This is a genomic window from Microbispora bryophytorum (assembly GCF_006874465.1).
Classification (GTDB): domain Bacteria; phylum Actinomycetota; class Actinomycetes; order Streptosporangiales; family Streptosporangiaceae; genus Microbispora; species Microbispora bryophytorum.
Genome location: NZ_VIRL01000007.1, coordinates 192,714 through 207,642, shown reverse-complemented (window position 1 = coordinate 207,642; position 14,929 = coordinate 192,714). Strand labels below are relative to the sequence as shown.

Genomic DNA, 14,929 nt, shown 5'->3' with positions numbered 1-14,929 from the left:
AAGGAGAAGAAGGTGCCGGAGCGCTCGAAAAGCCCCGCCGACGATCCGTTCGGTGGGCGGAAACCGACCAGTCATGAACGGATGACGGGACTGTCGTGGGACGCGTCGTACCACGACGGTCCCGCGCCTTGGGACATCGAACGGCCGCAGCCGGCGATAGTGCGCCTCGCATCCGAAGGCGCATTCGCCGGGGCGGTTCTCGACGCGGGCTGCGGGACCGGCGAGAACGCGCTTCACCTCGCCGCGCTGGGGCTGCCGGTTCTGGGCGTCGACGTGGCCGAGACGGCGTTGACGATCGCCCGGGAGAAGGCCGGCGACCGTGGGGTCCAGGTTGAGTTCGCCGCGGCCGACGCCCTGCGTCTGGATCGTCTGGGGCGCGGGTTCGGGACGGTGCTGGACTGCGGGCTGTTCCACACCTTCGACGGCGACGAGCGATCCCGATACGTGAGGAGTCTCGCGTCGGTGACGGAACGCGGTGGAACGCTGTACGTGTTGTGCTTCAGCGACCAGGGTCCCGGCACCGGGCCGCACCCGGTCGGCCGGGAAGAGCTCGGAGCGGCGTTCGCTCCGGGCGGCGGATGGAGCGTCGTGGCCGTCGAACCGGACCGGGTTCGGACGAGATATCACGATGACGGCGCACCCGCCTGGCTTGCGACGATCAGGCGGATCTGACCGCCGGGCGAGGGCGGGACGTCGTCGGCCGGCCCTCGGCACTAGAAGATGATTTCGGTCGCAGGGTGGCCGCTTAACGGACGCACTCGGACTTTCGGTCTTGACCGAACTCAACAGAGGGTTGTTCTGGGAGCGCTCCCACTTCAGGTGTTGCTGGCCTCGGCGAGAGCGGCTTCGACCCGATCGAGCGCGGCCAGTAGTTCCTCCTTCAGCGTGGAGGGCAGCCGTCCCTCCTGATAGCGGACCTCGATCTTGGTGCGGATGCCGGACAGCCCCTCACCGCTGGCGACGGCGTTGCGCAGCACCTGTTTGAGGTCGAGCGCGACGTCGTCGTCGATGTCGTCGGTGGCCTCCGCGCCGTCCGTGAGCAGGTTGAACTGCCGGACAGCGGTGTCGACCCGCAGCGGTGCGGCCGTGAGGGCCAGCGGCAGCGGCGCCACGTCGGACTCGGAGGTGGCCGAGGTCTTCGGCCGCCGGAGGGTGTCCCCGGTGTGCCGGTCCTTCTTGACGGCCTTGACGCTGATCGAGGGGGAGGGGTGACGCCGGGCCGGCGCGGCGGTGCTCATGGGGTCCGCGACGGGCGCGACCGTGTGCCGGGGTACGGCGATGGCTTCGACCTGCGGCGGCGGCGAGACGATGGTCTGCGTGAGCGTGGGCGAAGGGCTGGCCAGCACGGTGACGGCTGCGACCTCCGGACCGTGCGTCTGGGTGAACCAGAGGATGCCGCCCAGGGCCGCGGCCCCGACGGCGGCGGCGCCCCAGCCGGCTCCGCGTGGTCCTGGCGGCTTGTTCATCGTGGTCAGGGCGGCGGCGACGGCCCGCGCGCTCGGCCGGTCCACGGGATCGGGGCACAGGCAGCGCCGGCACAGGTCGGTGACCTCCTGCGGCAGGCCCGGCACCCCCTCGGGCGCCGGCGGCGGACCCTCCCGCCGCGCCGCCTCGATCGCCTCCCAGGTCTTCTCCGGGTAGGGCAGCGCGCCCGTGAGCATCTCGAACAGCAGCACGCCGAGCGCGTAGACGTCCACGGCCGGGTCGGCCGTCGTCCCCTTCAGCCGCTCCGGCGCGACGTACGGCGGGGTGCCGAAGTCGGCGACGAGGTGGTCGTCGGCGTCGCCGACGAACGCGGCGATGCCGAAGTCGAGCAGCTTGGGCCCGTCCTCGGCGAGCAGCACGTTCTCCGGGGTGACGTCCCGGTGGACGATGCCCCGGTCGTGCGCCGCCGTCAGCACCTTCGCCAGCCCGGCGGCGATCTCCACCGCCTCGGCCCAGGGCAACGGGCCCTCGACGATCCGGTCGGCCAGCGACCGGCCCTCCAGCAGGCGCATGACCACGAAGGACGCCAGCCTGCCACCGTTCGTGACCGTCTCGCCGTAGTCGTAGACCTCGATCGCGTCCGGGTGGATCAGCCGGGCGGTGGCTCTGGCCTCCCGGCGCATGAGTTCCCGTCCGGGGTTGTCGTCGTCGAGCGAGCCGTCCAGCACCTTGATCGCGACCACGCGTTGGAGTGACTGGTCGAAGGCACGCCAGATGACCGACATCCCACCCGTCGCTATCCGCTCCTGGAGCAGATAGCGACGGGTCAGGACATCGCCTTCTCGAAGCTCAGGCCGATTCACGAACCACCAGTTCCGTGGGCAGCACCGGATTGCCCTTGGGATTGTCCCCGTCCCCGAGTGTCATGAGAAGCAGTCGTGCGGCGAGCGTGGCCATTTCCTCGACGGGCTGCCTGACCGTGGTCAGCGTCGGCGAGGTGTGCCTGGCCACGGGCGCGTCGTCGTATCCGATGACGGCCACGTCGTCCGGCACCTTCCGCCCGGCGCGGCGCAGCGTCTGCATCGCCCCGGCCGCCATCACGTCCGACGCCGCGAACACGGCGTCGAGGTGCGGCGCCCGCTGCAGCAGCCACTGCATGGCGTGCGCGCCCGACGCGTGGGTGAAGTCGCCGTACGCCACGGGCATGTCGAGCACACCGGCGTCGCGGAGCGTCTGCCGGAAGCCCTCCAGCCGGTCGCGGGCGGCCGGCAGGGTCGGCGGCCCGGCGATGGTGGCGATGTGCTTGCGGTTGTTGAGCAGCAGGTGCTCGGCCGCCTGCCGTCCGCCGTCACGGTTGTCCATGTCGACGAACGGGAGGTCGATGCCGTCTGGCGGCCGCCCGGCACAGCGCACCGGGACGCCCGAGGCGGCCAGCGTGACCGCGAGGGGGTGCCGCGCCCGTGCCCCGATCAGAAGGACACCGTCGACGGCGCCCGCGACCAGCGGCGGCGCGGCGATGGAGGCGGTCGCAGGGGTCGCGGTCATTACGACCATGGGGACCCCGTGCGTCGTCAGCACCTCCTCGCACGCGGACAGGAGCCTGGCGTAGAACGGCTCGGTGAAAAGACGTGGACTGTGCTCGCAGACGACCGCGGCGATGATCTGCTCGGCCCGCCTGCCCGCGGATCCCCTGGGGGCGCGGCGCCGGACATAGCCCAGACGCGACATGGCGTCGTGAACTTGTCGGCGGGTCGACGTGGTCACGCGTACCGAGCCGGTCAGGACCCGGGAAGCTGTTGCCGGGGAGACGCCGGCTGCGGCGGCTACCTCTGCGAGGGTGGGAAGATCGGCCATCCGGTCTCCTCGGCCCGAAGGTTCACACGGCTTGGGAGCGCTCCCAAGCGAAAGTATCACTGTTTCGCTCGTGTCAACAGAGGTTTCCTCGGTGTGAAACCTTTCGTAGAGTTTCGCTGCTGTTTGGCACAGTTGGAGGCTAGAGCACGGCGATGATCCAGGGAAGCGAATGGGAATTTTGACACGCGATGCCCAGCTTGTCCGATAATCACCGTAAATATGCCGAAACGCCGTGCCAGGCGACCGGAGTCGCCGTCCGGCGGTAGGGTCCTGCGGCAAGGGATCGCGGACGGATCCGATCGTGCCCGGCCCCGGCGGCCGTCGCGTTCGTCCGCCAGCCAGAACCGGAAAGGCCCTCCAGTGACGACCACTAACCGCCGGCTTCCCGCTGTGCCGGCTCGTGTGACGGCCGCGTTACCGGCCGCGTTGACGGGCGTGCTCGCGATGGCCCTGCTCGCCGGATGCGGCGCGCCGGACCTGGCGAGCGGGGCCGCCTCGCCCGCTCCGGTAGTCGCCTCGCCCGCTGCCACCTTCGAGACGCCCCCCGCTTCGCAGGCCGCGCCGAGCTCCGAGGCCACGCAGACCCCCGACTCCGCGCTCAGCGCCACTCCGGACGAGACCGGCGCGCCGTCCGCCGGGGGCGACGCCGCCGACGTGGCGTTCGCCCGGCAGATGGTCCCGCACCACCTCCAGGCCCTGGAGATGGCGAGGCTCGCGCAGACACGGGCCGGCGACCCGTGGGTCAGCGGGTTCGCGGGGAAGGTCGCCACGGCCCGCGACACCGACATCCGCACGTTCAAGGGCTGGCTCGACATGTGGGGCGCGGAGCCGCTGCCACGCGACCACGCGATGCCGGGCACGCAGACGCGGGCCGAGATTGAGGCGCTCGCCAAGCTGCAGGGCCCGTCCTTCGACCGCAAGTACGTGACGCTGATGATCGAGCACGACAACGGCGCGATCAAGCTCGCCCGGGCCGAGCAGGCCGACGGCGCGTTCGAGGGGGCCAAGGCGCTCGCCGTCGCCACCACCACATCGCTGGGCGCCGAGGTCAAGGAGCTCAAGAAGTACCGCGCCCTCCTCGACTGAGTCCTCCCGCCGGACGGCCGGGATCCCTCAGTTCTCGTACGTGTCGAGCCTGGGCGGCAGGGCGTTCCACACGCAGAACGCCGACGACTCGTGGGTGTCCCGGAGGAACGCGACCCGCAGCCACTGGTCGGCCTCCCAGACCTTGACCTCGTAGCCGTCGTTCGGGGTCGCCGTCACCACGCGGCAGTCCGCGGAGGTCACCGCGATCGTCGCCCGGCCGCCCTCCAGGGTGAACGTGTGCAGGCTCTCCCCTCCGGCGGCCTTGCGCTGCTGGGCGGCGGGAGAGGACTCCGCCGATCCCGCCGGCCCGTGCGGCTTTTCGGACGGTTCCCCGGACGGCTCCTCGGGCGGTTCCTCGGTCGGTTCCTTGGAGGCCCCGCCGCCCGAGGTGCCCTGAGGAGTGGGGGTGGGGACGCCCGGCGAGGCGGACAGGTGCGCGACGACGGCCACCACGGGAGCGAGGGGCGCCTCGTCCAGGATCGCGCTGCGCAGCACGTCGCGCACACCGAGCCAGGACACGCCGACGGCGAGCGCGGTGGCTCCGCACCAGGCGATCAGGTAACCGGCGGCCCTTCTCATGTGGCCGCTCACTCTATCCCGCGACTCGAATTCACGCTCGACCCTTTTCGGTCAAGCTCTACGGATTTGTGCATGCCTTAAATAGCTGCAAATCCCCATGTTTCGGATGGCTTTTCCTGGGACGCCGTGCCGACCGGGAGTGTACGTTTCTGCCCCATGGCGACCGTTCTGGTGGTTGAGGACGACGAGTTCGTGCGGTCCGCGATCATCCGCGACCTGACCGGGCGCGGCCATGCGGTCCGCAGCGCGGGCCGGGCGCTCGACGCGCTGCGGGAGATCGCCCACGTCGGCCCCGACGTGGTCGTCCTCGATCTGGGGCTGCCTGACCTCGACGGCGCGGAGGCGCTGAAGATGCTCCGGGCGATCTCCGACGTGCCGGTCATCGTGGCCACCGCGCGGGACGACGAAGCCGAGATCGTCCGCCTGCTGCGCGACGGCGCGGACGACTACCTGGTCAAGCCGTTCTCCGGCGACCACCTCAACGCCCGGCTGGAGGCCGTTCTGCGCCGGGCCAGGCCCGGGGCGCCGTCGTCGGTCGCGAGGGTCGGCGGCCTGGTCGTCGACGCCGACCGCAGGGAGGCCCGCCTGGACGGCGCGCCGCTCGACCTCACCCGCCGGGAGTTCGACCTGCTGACCTATCTCGCCGCCCGTCCCGACCGCGTGATCTCGCGCAAGGAGTTGCTGGCCGAGGTGTGGCGGCAGTCGTACGGGGACGACCAGACGATCGACGTCCACCTGTCCTGGCTGCGGCGCAAGCTCGGCGAGAGCGCGTCCCGTCCCCGGTATCTGCACACCGTGCGGGGTGTCGGCGTGCGCCTCAGCCCCCCAGCCGAGAGCTGAGCCCCGGAAGCGGGGCGGCACGAGGCCCGGAGCGGGAGCGGCGGTGAGACGGAGCCTGGCCCTGGTGGCGGTGGCCGTGACGGCGATGGTCGCGCTGGCCTTCCTCATCCCGCTGGCCGTGGCGGTCAAGGAGATCGCCGAGAGCCGTGCGCTCGCCGACGCCGAGCGCCAGGCCGCCACGATCGTGCCCGCCCTCGTGGTGACCGACGACGCGGCCGCGCTGGAGCGTGCGCTGGCCAGCACCCCGGCGGGCAGCTCCCGCCTGGCCGTCCACCTCTCCGGCGGGCGTACGGCGGGTCGCTCCCGGGTCACGCCCGCCGACGTCGCGGGCGCGGCCGAAAGCGCCAGGACCGTGCCGGTCGGCAAGGGATACGTGCTGCTCAGGCCGGTCGCGCTGGGCGGCGGGCGGCGGGCCGTCATCGAGGTGTACGCGCCCGCGGCGGACGCGAGGAAGGGCGTGTCCACCTCCTGGGCCGTGCTGACCGGCGTCGCGGTCACCCTGGTGGTGGGATCGGTGGTGGTCGCCGACCGGCTCGGGGCCCGGGTGGTCCGGTCGGCCCGCAGGCTCGGGCAGGCGGCGGCGGCCCTCGGCAGCGCGGGCTCGCCATCGACCGGCTCGAACAGGCCGTGGACGAGATCATCGAAGCCGCCAGGAGGCCGTCCCGGGCCGTGCCGGCGGGCTGCGACGCCGCGCTCGTGCTGCGGGAACGGCTCGCCTTCTGGTCGGCGCTGGCCGAGGACCAGGCGCGGCTCTGGCAGCTCGTCGGCGCGGACGAGCCCAGCCCGGTGCCGGTCGCCGCGGCCGACCTGGGCGCGGTGGTCGACGCGTTGCTCGGCAACGTCTTCCGCCACACGCCGCAGGGCACGGCCTTCCGCGTCACCCTGCATCGGGGGAGCGGCATGGTGGGCGTCCTCGTCGCGGACGCGGGCCCGGGCATCCCCGATCCGGAGAGGGCGCTGCGGCGGGGCAACAGCGGGGCCGGCTCGACCGGGCTCGGCCTCGACATCGCCCGGCGCCTGGCCGAGTCGACGGGTGGCGGGGTGCGCATCGAGCCCTCGGCGCTCGGAGGGACCGGCGTCAACCTGTGGCTGCACACCGACGGCCGGGCGGCCGGCCCGCGTCGCCGTCTGCTGCGGCGTACTCGTGCCCACGGCTCGCGCCACTGACCCTCGCTGCCACTGTCGCTGCCACTGTGCCGCCCTGCTCAAGGGCGTGTGATCACCCGTTCTTCAGGGCTTCCGCGAGGGTGTCGCGCAGCGGCGTCGTCGGCCGGCCGATGAGGCGGGACAGGTCGCCGGGGGTGTCGCCGAGCCAGCCGTCGGCGATGCCGGCGTCGACCTGGGCGAACAGGGCCGCGACCGGTTCGGGCAGGCCGCTCGCCTCCAGTGCCTTGGCGTACTCCGCGACGGGCAGGTCCCGATACTCGACCGGAGCACCGGACAGTTCGGACACCACGGCGGCCAGCTCAGGCATGCTCCAGGCGACGTCGCCCGTCAGCTCGTACACCGCGTTCCGGTGCCCTTCACCCGCCAGGACGGCGGCCGCGGCGGCGGCGAAGTCGGCGCGCGCCGCCGAGGCGACGCGGCCGTCGCGGGCGCTGCCCAGGATGACGCCGCTCTGCGCGCCCTGCCGGGCCGCCGCGATGTAGTTCTCGTGGTACCAGCCGTTGCGGAGGAAGGCGAAGGCAAGCCCGCTCGCGCGGATGTACTCCTCGGTCGCCTGGTGGTGGGGCGCGAGGCCCAGCGGAGTGGTGTCGGCGCGCGGGATGCTCGTGTAGGCGAGCAGCTCGACGCAGGCAGCCCGGGCGGCGTCCACCACGGCCTTGTGCTGGTCGATCCGCCGGCCGGGCTCGCTGCCGGAGACGAGCAGGACCCTGCTGGCGCCCTCGAACGCCGATCCCAGCGTGGCGGGACGGTCGTAGTCGGCCTCGCGCACCTGGATGCCGCGCTCGGCCAGGTCGGCCGCCTTCTCCGGGCTGCGCACCGCCGCGACGATCCGCGAGGCGGGCACACGGCCGGCGAGCTCCTCGACGACCAGCCTGCCGAGGTGCCCGGTGGCTCCGGTCACGACAATCATGGTCTCTCCTCCACAGTGCTTTCCTTTGGTTAGTGCTTTCTATCAGAAAGTACCTCAAGCGTCGTAAGCTGACGGTCATGGAGGAGTTCGAGGGGTTCGTCGCCGACGTCTTCTCACGGAAGTGCACCTCGCGCACCGTGCTGGAGACCGTCACCGGCCGGTGGGCGATCCTGGCGCTCGCGGCCCTGTACGAGGCGCCCTACCGCTTCAACGCCCTGCGCCGCCGCGTGGACGGGGTGAGCGAGAAGATGCTGTCCCAGACCCTCCAGGCACTGGAACGCGACGGCATGGTGCTGCGGGAGGCCGAGCACACGATCCCGCCCCGGGTTGAATACAGCCTCACCCCGCTCGGCCGCGAGGCCGCCGAGCGCCTGCTTCCCCTCCTCGCCTGGGCGGAGGAGCGCATGCCCGAGGTCGTCGCCGCCCGGGAGCGCCACGAGGGACGCTGACCCCCGGCGCGCCCGCGCCGAGCTCGGAACACGACCGTCCGCCGAGCCTGGGGGGCATGGACGCACAGTGACGGGCCGAGTGGGCCCCCGCGTCCGTTCGCGGCGAGTCGGTCCAGGTCACCGGTGCTTTGCCGGTTGATGGGCGGTTCAACCCGTTGCCATACACGCAGTTAACGTGGCGAGACTGTCGAAGCCTTTTCTGGGCAGGCACGATGTCTTGTGAACGACACTCAGCACCACGATCTCGCACGCGGAGTTCCGGGAAGGGTACAGACCGTGGGCGAGCGCGACCATAGAGCCGGTGGGCTCCGGGACCTTCCCGGCGCGACCGCCGAGCCGGAGGGCGAGGAGGTCCAGTGAGGGAGATCTGGCCGGGGGATTCCTATCCGCTCGGGGCGACGTACGACGGAGCGGGCACCAACTTCGCCCTGTTCTCCGAGGTGGCCGAGCGCGTCGAGCTGTGCCTGTTCGACGACGACGGCAACGAGGAGCGCGTCTCGCTGAGCGAGGTGGACGGCTTCGTCTGGCACTGCTACCTGCCCGGGGTGGGGCCGGGCCAGCGGTACGGCTACCGCGTCCACGGGCCCTACTCGCCCGGCGACGGCCTGCGCTGCAACCCCAGCAAGCTGCTGCTCGACCCGTACGCCAAGGCGGTGGAGGGCTCGGTGCAGTGGGACCAGGCGGTGTACGGCTACCGTTTCGGCGAGCCGGACAGCCGGGACGACAGCGACTCGGCGCCGTACGTGCCGAGGTCGGTCGTCGTCAACCCGTTCTTCGGATGGGGACACGACCGTCCGCCGGCCACGCCCTACCACGACACGGTGCTCTACGAGGCGCACGTGCGCGGCCTCACGATCAGCCACCCGAAGATCCCCGAGCGGATCCGGGGCACGTACGCCGCCCTGGGGCACCCCGAGATCATCGACCACCTCACCTCGCTCGGCGTCACCGCGATCGAGCTCATGCCGGTCCACCAGTTCGTGACCGACCACATGCTGGAGAAGCGGGGGCTGTCCAACTACTGGGGCTACAACACGATCGGCTTCTTCGCGCCGCACAACGCGTACTCCAGCTCGGGGCAGCGCGGCGGGCAGGTGCTGGAGTTCAAGGCGATGGTGAAGGCGCTGCACGAGGCGGGCATCGAGGTGATCCTCGACGTCGTCTACAACCACACGTCGGAGGGCAACCACCTGGGCCCCACCCTGTCCATGCGGGGCATCGACAACGCCAACTACTACCGGCTGGTCGAAGACGACCGGCGCTACTACATGGACACCACCGGCACCGGCAACAGCCTGCTGATGCGCAGCCCGCACGCACTTCAGCTGATCATGGACTCGCTGCGCTACTGGGTGCGCGACATGCACGTGGACGGCTTCCGCTTCGACCTCGCGGCCTCCCTCGCCCGTGAGCTGCACGAGGTCGACCGGCTGAGCGCGTTCTTCGACCTCGTCCAGCAGGACCCGGTGCTGTCGCAGGTCAAGCTCATCGCCGAGCCGTGGGACGTCGGGCCCGGCGGCTACCAGGTCGGCAACTTCCCGGCCCGCTGGACCGAGTGGAACGGCCGCTACCGCGACACGATCCGCGACCTGTGGCGGGGAGAGCCCGCCGCGCTGCCGGAGTTCGCCAGCCGCCTCACCGGGTCGAGCGACCTCTACCAGGACGACAGCCGCCGGCCGGCCGCCTCGATCAACTTCGTCACCTGCCACGACGGTTTCACGCTGCAGGACCTCGTGTCGTACAACGACAAGCACAACAAGGCCAACGGCGAGGACAACCGCGACGGCGCGGACGACAACCGCTCCTGGAACTGCGGGGTGGAGGGCCCGGCCACCGGTCCGGTCTCCCAGCTCCGCGAACGGCAGAAGCGCAACTTCCTGGCCACGCTGTTCCTGTCGCAGGGCGTGCCCATGCTGTCGCACGGCGACGAGATCGGCCGCACCCAGCAGGGCAACAACAACTCCTACTGCCAGGACAACGAGATCAGCTGGGTCGACTGGGGCACGATCCTGGAGGCCAACGCGAGGGATGAGGCGGGCACCAGGGAGAAGCGCCAGCTCCTCGACTTCACCCGGCGCCTGGCCCGGCTGCGCCGCGACCACCCGGTCTTCCGCCGCCGCCGCTTCTTCTACGGCCGGCCCGTACGCGGGTCGCACGACGAGCTGAGCGACATCGCCTGGCTCACGCCGTCCGGCACGGAGATGGCCGACGCCGACTGGACGAACGGCTACGCCAAGGCGCTGGCGGTGTTCCTGAACGGCGACGCCATCACCGAGCCCGACCGGCGCGGCCGGCGGATCGGCGACGACTCGTTCCTGCTGCTGTTCAACGCCCACCATGAGGTCATCAAGTTCACGATCCCCGACGACTACGGCGAGCTGTGGGCGACCGAGCTGGACACGGCGATGCCGGTGCTGAGCGAGTCGCGCGTGTGCCGGGCCGGCGAGGCCGTGCCCGTGAGCGGCAGGTCGGTGCGGGTGCTGCGCAGGGTCCGGCCCGTGCCGGGGTTCTGACCGGCGCCGATGCCCGAATAGAGTGCGCTTCGGCGTTAGTCCTCGTCGCGCCGGGCAGGAGGGGAGCCGGTTCTGTGCTCCTCCTGCCCGGCGCGGTGCTGGCAGGGGCGCGCCCGTGATGTGCACTATGGACACGACCTCCTGAAACGCGCTGCGAAAGGCGGATCGGTGACTTCTACCTATCGGGTGCAGTTGACGCCTGACTTCGGATTCGCCCAGGCCGCGAGCCTCGTCGGATATCTCCGCGACCTGGGGGTGGGCCACCTCTACCTGTCGCCGATCCTCCAGGCCTGCCCGGAGTCCCAGCACGGCTACGACGTGACCGACCACGGCCGCGTACGCGAGGAGTTCGGCGGCGAGGAGGGCGTTCGGGCGCTGGCGGCGAAGGGGATGCCGCTGATCTGCGACATCGTGCCCAACCACATGACCGTCCCGGTGCCGGAGTCGGACAACGCCCAGCTGTGGGCGGCGCTGCGGGACGGCCCGGGGTCGCCGGCCTCCCGATGGTTCGACTTCCGGTGGCCCGTCACCCTGCCGCTGCTCGGCGACGACGCCGACGGGGCGCTCCGCGTGGACGACGGCGTCGACGGCAGGGTGCTGCGCTACCACGACCACGCGTTCCCGATCAGGCCCGGCACCGAGCACCTGCCGCTGCCGGAACTGCTGGAGGCCCAGCACTACCGGCTGGCCCACTGGCGCGAGAGCCCCGGCTATCGGCGGTTCTTCGACGTGTCGTCGCTGATGGGCCTGAGAGTGGAGGATCCCGAGGTCTTCGAGGCCACCCACGCCGTCACCTTCCGCCTCATCGAGGAGGGGGTGATCCACGGGCTGCGCGTCGACCACCCGGACGGCCTGGCCGACCCCCGTCGCTACCTCCGGCGGCTGCGCCCGCACGTGCCCGGCCCGCTGTGGGTGGAGAAGATCCTCATCGACGGGGAGCGGCTGCCCGCCGACTGGCCGTGCGACGGCACCACCGGATACGACGCGCTCAACATGATCACCCGGCTGTTCGTCGACCCGGCCGGCCGCGACGCGCTGATCGAGACGTTCGGCCGCCACACCGGCGTCCGCGACGACTACGAGACCGTGCGGCACGACGCCAAGAAGCACGTCATCGACCTGTTCTTCGGGGGAGAGGTCGACCGGCTGACCGACGATCTCGGCGATCCGGAGCTGCGGGAGGCCGTCGTGGAGCTGCTGGCCGCGATGCCCGTCTACCGGGCGTACGTGAACCCGGGCGAGCAGCCGTCCGCCGGCTCCGAGGCGATCGTCCAGGAGGCGGCCGGGCTGGCCGCCACCCGGACCGACCCCGGCGCGGTCGCCAAGGCCGCCAAGCTCGTCCTGTACGGCACGCCCGAGGCGATCACCCGCTTCCAGCAGACCTGCGGGCCGGTGATGGCCAAGGGCGTGGAGGACACCGCGCTCTACCGGTGGTATCCGCTGGCCTGCCTCAACGAGGTGGGCGGGGAGCCCGACAGGTTCGGAGTGTCGCCCGCCGAGTTCCACGCGTTCTGCGCCGGGCTGCCGCCGCGGACGATGACCACGCTGTCCACCCACGACACCAAGCGGTCGGAGGACGTGCGCGCCCGTCTCGCTGTGCTGTCGGAGCTGCCCGAGGAGTGGGCGATGGCCGTCGACTCCTGGGCCGCGGCCGTGTCGTTCGACCCCAAGCTCGACTACCTCGCCTGGCAGTCGCTGATGGCGGCCTGGCCGATCTCCCTCGACCGCTTCACCGACTACCTGCTCAAGGCGGCGCGCGAGGCCAAGACGTCGATCTCCTGGCTGAACCCCGACCCGGCGTACGAGGACGGGATCAGGGACTTCGCCCGGCGGGCCATCGAGGCGTGCGGTTACTCGGTCGCCTCGTTCACCGAGGTCGTGGACCGGTATGCCCGGGTCAACTCGCTGGGGCAGAAGGCCGTCCAGCTCCTCATGCCGGGCATTCCGGACGTCTACCAGGGCAACGAGATCACCGATTTCTCGCTGGTCGACCCGGACAACCGCCGGCCGGTGGACTTCGAGCGGCGCCGCCGGCTGCTGGCCGAGCCCGACGACGGCTGGGACGGCCAGAAGATCCGCGTCACCGCCGCCGCGCTCGGGCTGCGGCAGCGGCTCGACCCCGAGGCGCCGTACGCGCCGATCGAGGCGGGGGAGCACGCGGTCGCGTTCACGCGGAGCGTTCCCGGGCAGGGCACGGCCGCCGTCGTGGTCGCGACCCGGTTGCCGGTCGGGCTGGAGCGCAGGGGCGGATGGGGGAGCGACACGATGACGCTGCCGCAGGGGCGCTGGCGCGACCTGCTCACCGGCGCCGAGCACGCGGGTGAGGTGCGGATGGCCGACCTGCTGTCCGCGTGTCCGGTCGCGATTCTCGAAGGCTGACGGCTTCGTCCTCTAGGGGGATATGCGCATGTTCGAGGTGTGGGCGCCGGAGGCGGCGCGGGTCGAGGTCGAGCACGGGGGCGCCCGGCACGAGATGACGCGGGGCGAGGGCGGCCGGTGGACCGCCCCAGGCGACGAGCACGACCTCGACTACGCCTTCTTCGTGGACGGCGACGGGCCGTTCCCCGACCCCCGGACGCGGCGGCAGCCGTACGGAGTGAACGGCCCGAGCCGCGTCTACCACCACGACAGGTTCGCCTGGACGGACCAGGGCTGGCACGGCCGCGACCTGCGCGGCGGGGTGATCTACGAGCTGCACGTCGGCACGTTCTCGCCCGAGGGCACCTTCCGGGGGGTGGCCGACCGGTTGGAGCACCTGGTGGATCTCGGGGTCGACTTCGTCGAGATCATGCCGGTGCCGCCCGTGCCGGGAAAGCGCAACTGGGGCTACGACGGCGTGGAGCTCTACGCGGTCTTCGAGGAGTACGGCGGGCCGGACGGGCTCAAGGACCTGGTGGACGCCTGCCACCGCGCCGGTCTCGGTGTGATCCTCGACGTCGTCTACAACCACCTCGGTCCTTCGGGCAACTACCTGGCCAGGTTCGGACCCTACTTCCACGACGCGAAGGGGTCCTACTGGGGCGACGCGGTCAACCTGGACGGGTCCGGCTCGGACGGGGTGCGGCGCTACTTCATCGACAACGCCCTGCAGTGGCTGCGCGACTACCACATCGACGGGCTGCGCCTCGACGCCGTGCACGCCCTGCACGACAAGCGCGCCGTCCACTTCCTGGAGGAGCTGTCGGCCGAGGTCGACGCGCTGTCCGCCGCGGTCGGCCGGCCGCTGACGCTCATCGCCGAGTCGGACCTCAACGACCCCCGCATGGTCACCCCGCGCGAGGCCGGCGGACTCGGCATGCACGCGAGCTGGAACGACGACGTCCACCACGCCATCCACGCGAACGTCACGGGGGAGGCCAACGCCTACTACGGCGACTTCGCCACCCTGTCGTCCCTGGCCAAGGTGCTGACGTCCGGCTACTTCCACGACGGCGCCTACTCGTCGTTCCGGGGGCGCTCCCACGGCCGGCCGGCGACCGGGATACCGGCGCACCGGTTCGTCTGCTGCGCGCAGAACCACGACCAGATCGGCAACCGGCCCGAAGGCGACCGCATGCGGCCCGCGCAGCTCCGCCTCGCCTCGGGGCTGCTGCTGACCTCGCCGTTCACCCCGATGCTGTTCATGGGCGAGGAGTGGGGGGCGACCACCCCGTTCTACTTCTTCACCGACCATTTCGAGCCACACCTGGCCGAGGGCGAGGGCGAACGGCGCAGGAAGGAGTTCGAGGGCTTCGGCTACGACTGGAAGGCCCCCGAACCGGGCGAGGAGACGACCTTCCTGAGCTCCAAGCTCGACTGGGAGGAGACGGCCAAGGACGAGCACGCCTCGCTGCTGGGCTGGTATCGCGATCTCATCGCCCTGCGCCGGTCGCGCCCCGACCTCACCGATCCGCGCCTGGACCGGGTGCGGGCCGAGGTGGACGAGGACCGGCGCGTCGTGGTGATCGAGCGCGGATCGCTGCGGATCGCCGCCAACTTCGCCGAAGGCCCGGTGCCCGTACGGCTGGCCGCGTCGCGGATCCTGCTCGCCTCCGACGAGTCCGCCCGCCTTTCCGGCGACGTGCTCGACCTGCCGGGCCGCTCCCTGGCCATCGCGGAGGTCTGAG

12 protein-coding genes are annotated in these 14,929 nt (G+C 71.6%); 8 read left to right on the top strand and 4 right to left on the bottom strand.

Annotation, left to right across the window (positions count from 1 at the left end; translation table 11 throughout):
• The first annotated feature begins 12 nt into the window (after window positions 1-12).
• Window positions 13-672, top strand: a complete 660-nt coding sequence (locus FLX07_RS16135; RefSeq protein WP_229689790.1) for a class I SAM-dependent methyltransferase — start codon at window positions 13-15, stop codon at window positions 670-672.
• Between the two features lie 143 nt (window positions 673-815).
• Here the strand turns inward: FLX07_RS16135 and FLX07_RS16130 are convergent, their stop codons facing one another.
• Both FLX07_RS16130 and FLX07_RS16125 read right to left on the bottom strand, forming a co-directional pair.
• Window positions 816-2,288, bottom strand: a complete 1,473-nt coding sequence (locus FLX07_RS16130) for a serine/threonine-protein kinase (RefSeq protein ID WP_268239500.1) — start codon at window positions 2,286-2,288, stop codon at window positions 816-818.
• Complete coding sequence (locus FLX07_RS16125) at window positions 2,275-3,279, bottom strand: LacI family DNA-binding transcriptional regulator (protein WP_030510556.1); 1,005 nt, start codon at window positions 3,277-3,279, stop codon at window positions 2,275-2,277. Before FLX07_RS16125 ends, FLX07_RS16130 begins: the two co-directional genes overlap by 14 nt.
• Window positions 3,280-3,639: 360 nt before the next feature.
• Between FLX07_RS16125 and FLX07_RS16120 the strand changes: the two genes are divergently transcribed.
• Window positions 3,640-4,365 (top strand): DUF305 domain-containing protein, encoded by a 726-nt coding sequence (locus FLX07_RS16120; protein WP_208762232.1) that lies wholly within the window; start codon window positions 3,640-3,642, stop codon window positions 4,363-4,365.
• 27 nt (window positions 4,366-4,392) lie between these two features.
• Here FLX07_RS16120 and FLX07_RS16115 read toward each other — a convergent pair whose 3' ends face one another.
• Window positions 4,393-4,944, bottom strand: a complete 552-nt coding sequence (locus tag FLX07_RS16115; RefSeq protein ID WP_142571584.1) for a hypothetical protein — start codon at window positions 4,942-4,944, stop codon at window positions 4,393-4,395.
• Between the two features lie 156 nt (window positions 4,945-5,100).
• On the opposite strand from FLX07_RS16115, the gene FLX07_RS16110 reads away from it, so the two are divergent.
• Window positions 5,101-5,784, top strand: coding sequence for a response regulator transcription factor (locus tag FLX07_RS16110; protein ID WP_142571583.1), 684 nt, complete (start codon window positions 5,101-5,103; stop codon window positions 5,782-5,784).
• A 627-nt stretch (window positions 5,785-6,411) separates the two neighbouring features.
• The gene (locus FLX07_RS37755) at window positions 6,412-6,951 is read left to right on the top strand and encodes a sensor histidine kinase (protein WP_229689789.1); all 540 of its coding nucleotides are present in this window, start codon (window positions 6,412-6,414) and stop codon (window positions 6,949-6,951) included.
• Between the two features lie 52 nt (window positions 6,952-7,003).
• Here FLX07_RS37755 and FLX07_RS16100 read toward each other — a convergent pair whose 3' ends face one another.
• Window positions 7,004-7,861, bottom strand: coding sequence for an SDR family oxidoreductase (locus tag FLX07_RS16100; RefSeq protein ID WP_142571582.1), 858 nt, complete (start codon window positions 7,859-7,861; stop codon window positions 7,004-7,006).
• A gap of 77 nt (window positions 7,862-7,938) precedes the next feature.
• On the opposite strand from FLX07_RS16100, the gene FLX07_RS16095 reads away from it, so the two are divergent.
• The 4 genes from FLX07_RS16095 to treZ all read left to right on the top strand — a co-directional run bounded on the left by FLX07_RS16095 (window position 7,939) and on the right by treZ (window position 14,928).
• Complete coding sequence (locus FLX07_RS16095) at window positions 7,939-8,310, top strand: winged helix-turn-helix transcriptional regulator (protein WP_142571581.1); 372 nt, start codon at window positions 7,939-7,941, stop codon at window positions 8,308-8,310.
• A 356-nt stretch (window positions 8,311-8,666) separates the two neighbouring features.
• On the top strand, window positions 8,667-10,823 hold the full coding sequence (gene glgX, locus FLX07_RS16090; RefSeq protein WP_142571580.1) for a glycogen debranching protein GlgX: 2,157 nt from the start codon (window positions 8,667-8,669) through the stop codon (window positions 10,821-10,823).
• Between the two features lie 168 nt (window positions 10,824-10,991).
• Window positions 10,992-13,202, top strand: coding sequence for a malto-oligosyltrehalose synthase (treY, locus tag FLX07_RS16085; protein WP_142571579.1), 2,211 nt, complete (start codon window positions 10,992-10,994; stop codon window positions 13,200-13,202).
• A 28-nt stretch (window positions 13,203-13,230) separates the two neighbouring features.
• On the top strand, window positions 13,231-14,928 hold the full coding sequence (gene treZ / locus FLX07_RS16080; protein ID WP_142571578.1) for a malto-oligosyltrehalose trehalohydrolase: 1,698 nt from the start codon (window positions 13,231-13,233) through the stop codon (window positions 14,926-14,928).
• The last annotated feature ends 1 nt before the right edge of the window (window position 14,929 follow it).

What these genes read in the sequence shown, in the direction of transcription:
- FLX07_RS16125 (WP_030510556.1), bottom strand. Translation starts at nt 3,279, where the DNA reads ATGGCCGATCTTCCCACCCTCGCAGAGGTAGCCGCCGCAGCCGGCGTC.
- FLX07_RS16115 (WP_142571584.1), bottom strand. Translation starts at nt 4,944, where the DNA reads ATGAGAAGGGCCGCCGGTTACCTGATCGCCTGGTGCGGAGCCACCGCG.
- FLX07_RS16110 (WP_142571583.1), top strand. Translation starts at nt 5,101, where the DNA reads ATGGCGACCGTTCTGGTGGTTGAGGACGACGAGTTCGTGCGGTCCGCG.
- FLX07_RS16100 (WP_142571582.1), bottom strand. Translation starts at nt 7,861, where the DNA reads ATGATTGTCGTGACCGGAGCCACCGGGCACCTCGGCAGGCTGGTCGTC.
- FLX07_RS16095 (WP_142571581.1), top strand. Translation starts at nt 7,939, where the DNA reads ATGGAGGAGTTCGAGGGGTTCGTCGCCGACGTCTTCTCACGGAAGTGC.
- treZ (WP_142571578.1), top strand. Translation starts at nt 13,231, where the DNA reads ATGTTCGAGGTGTGGGCGCCGGAGGCGGCGCGGGTCGAGGTCGAGCAC.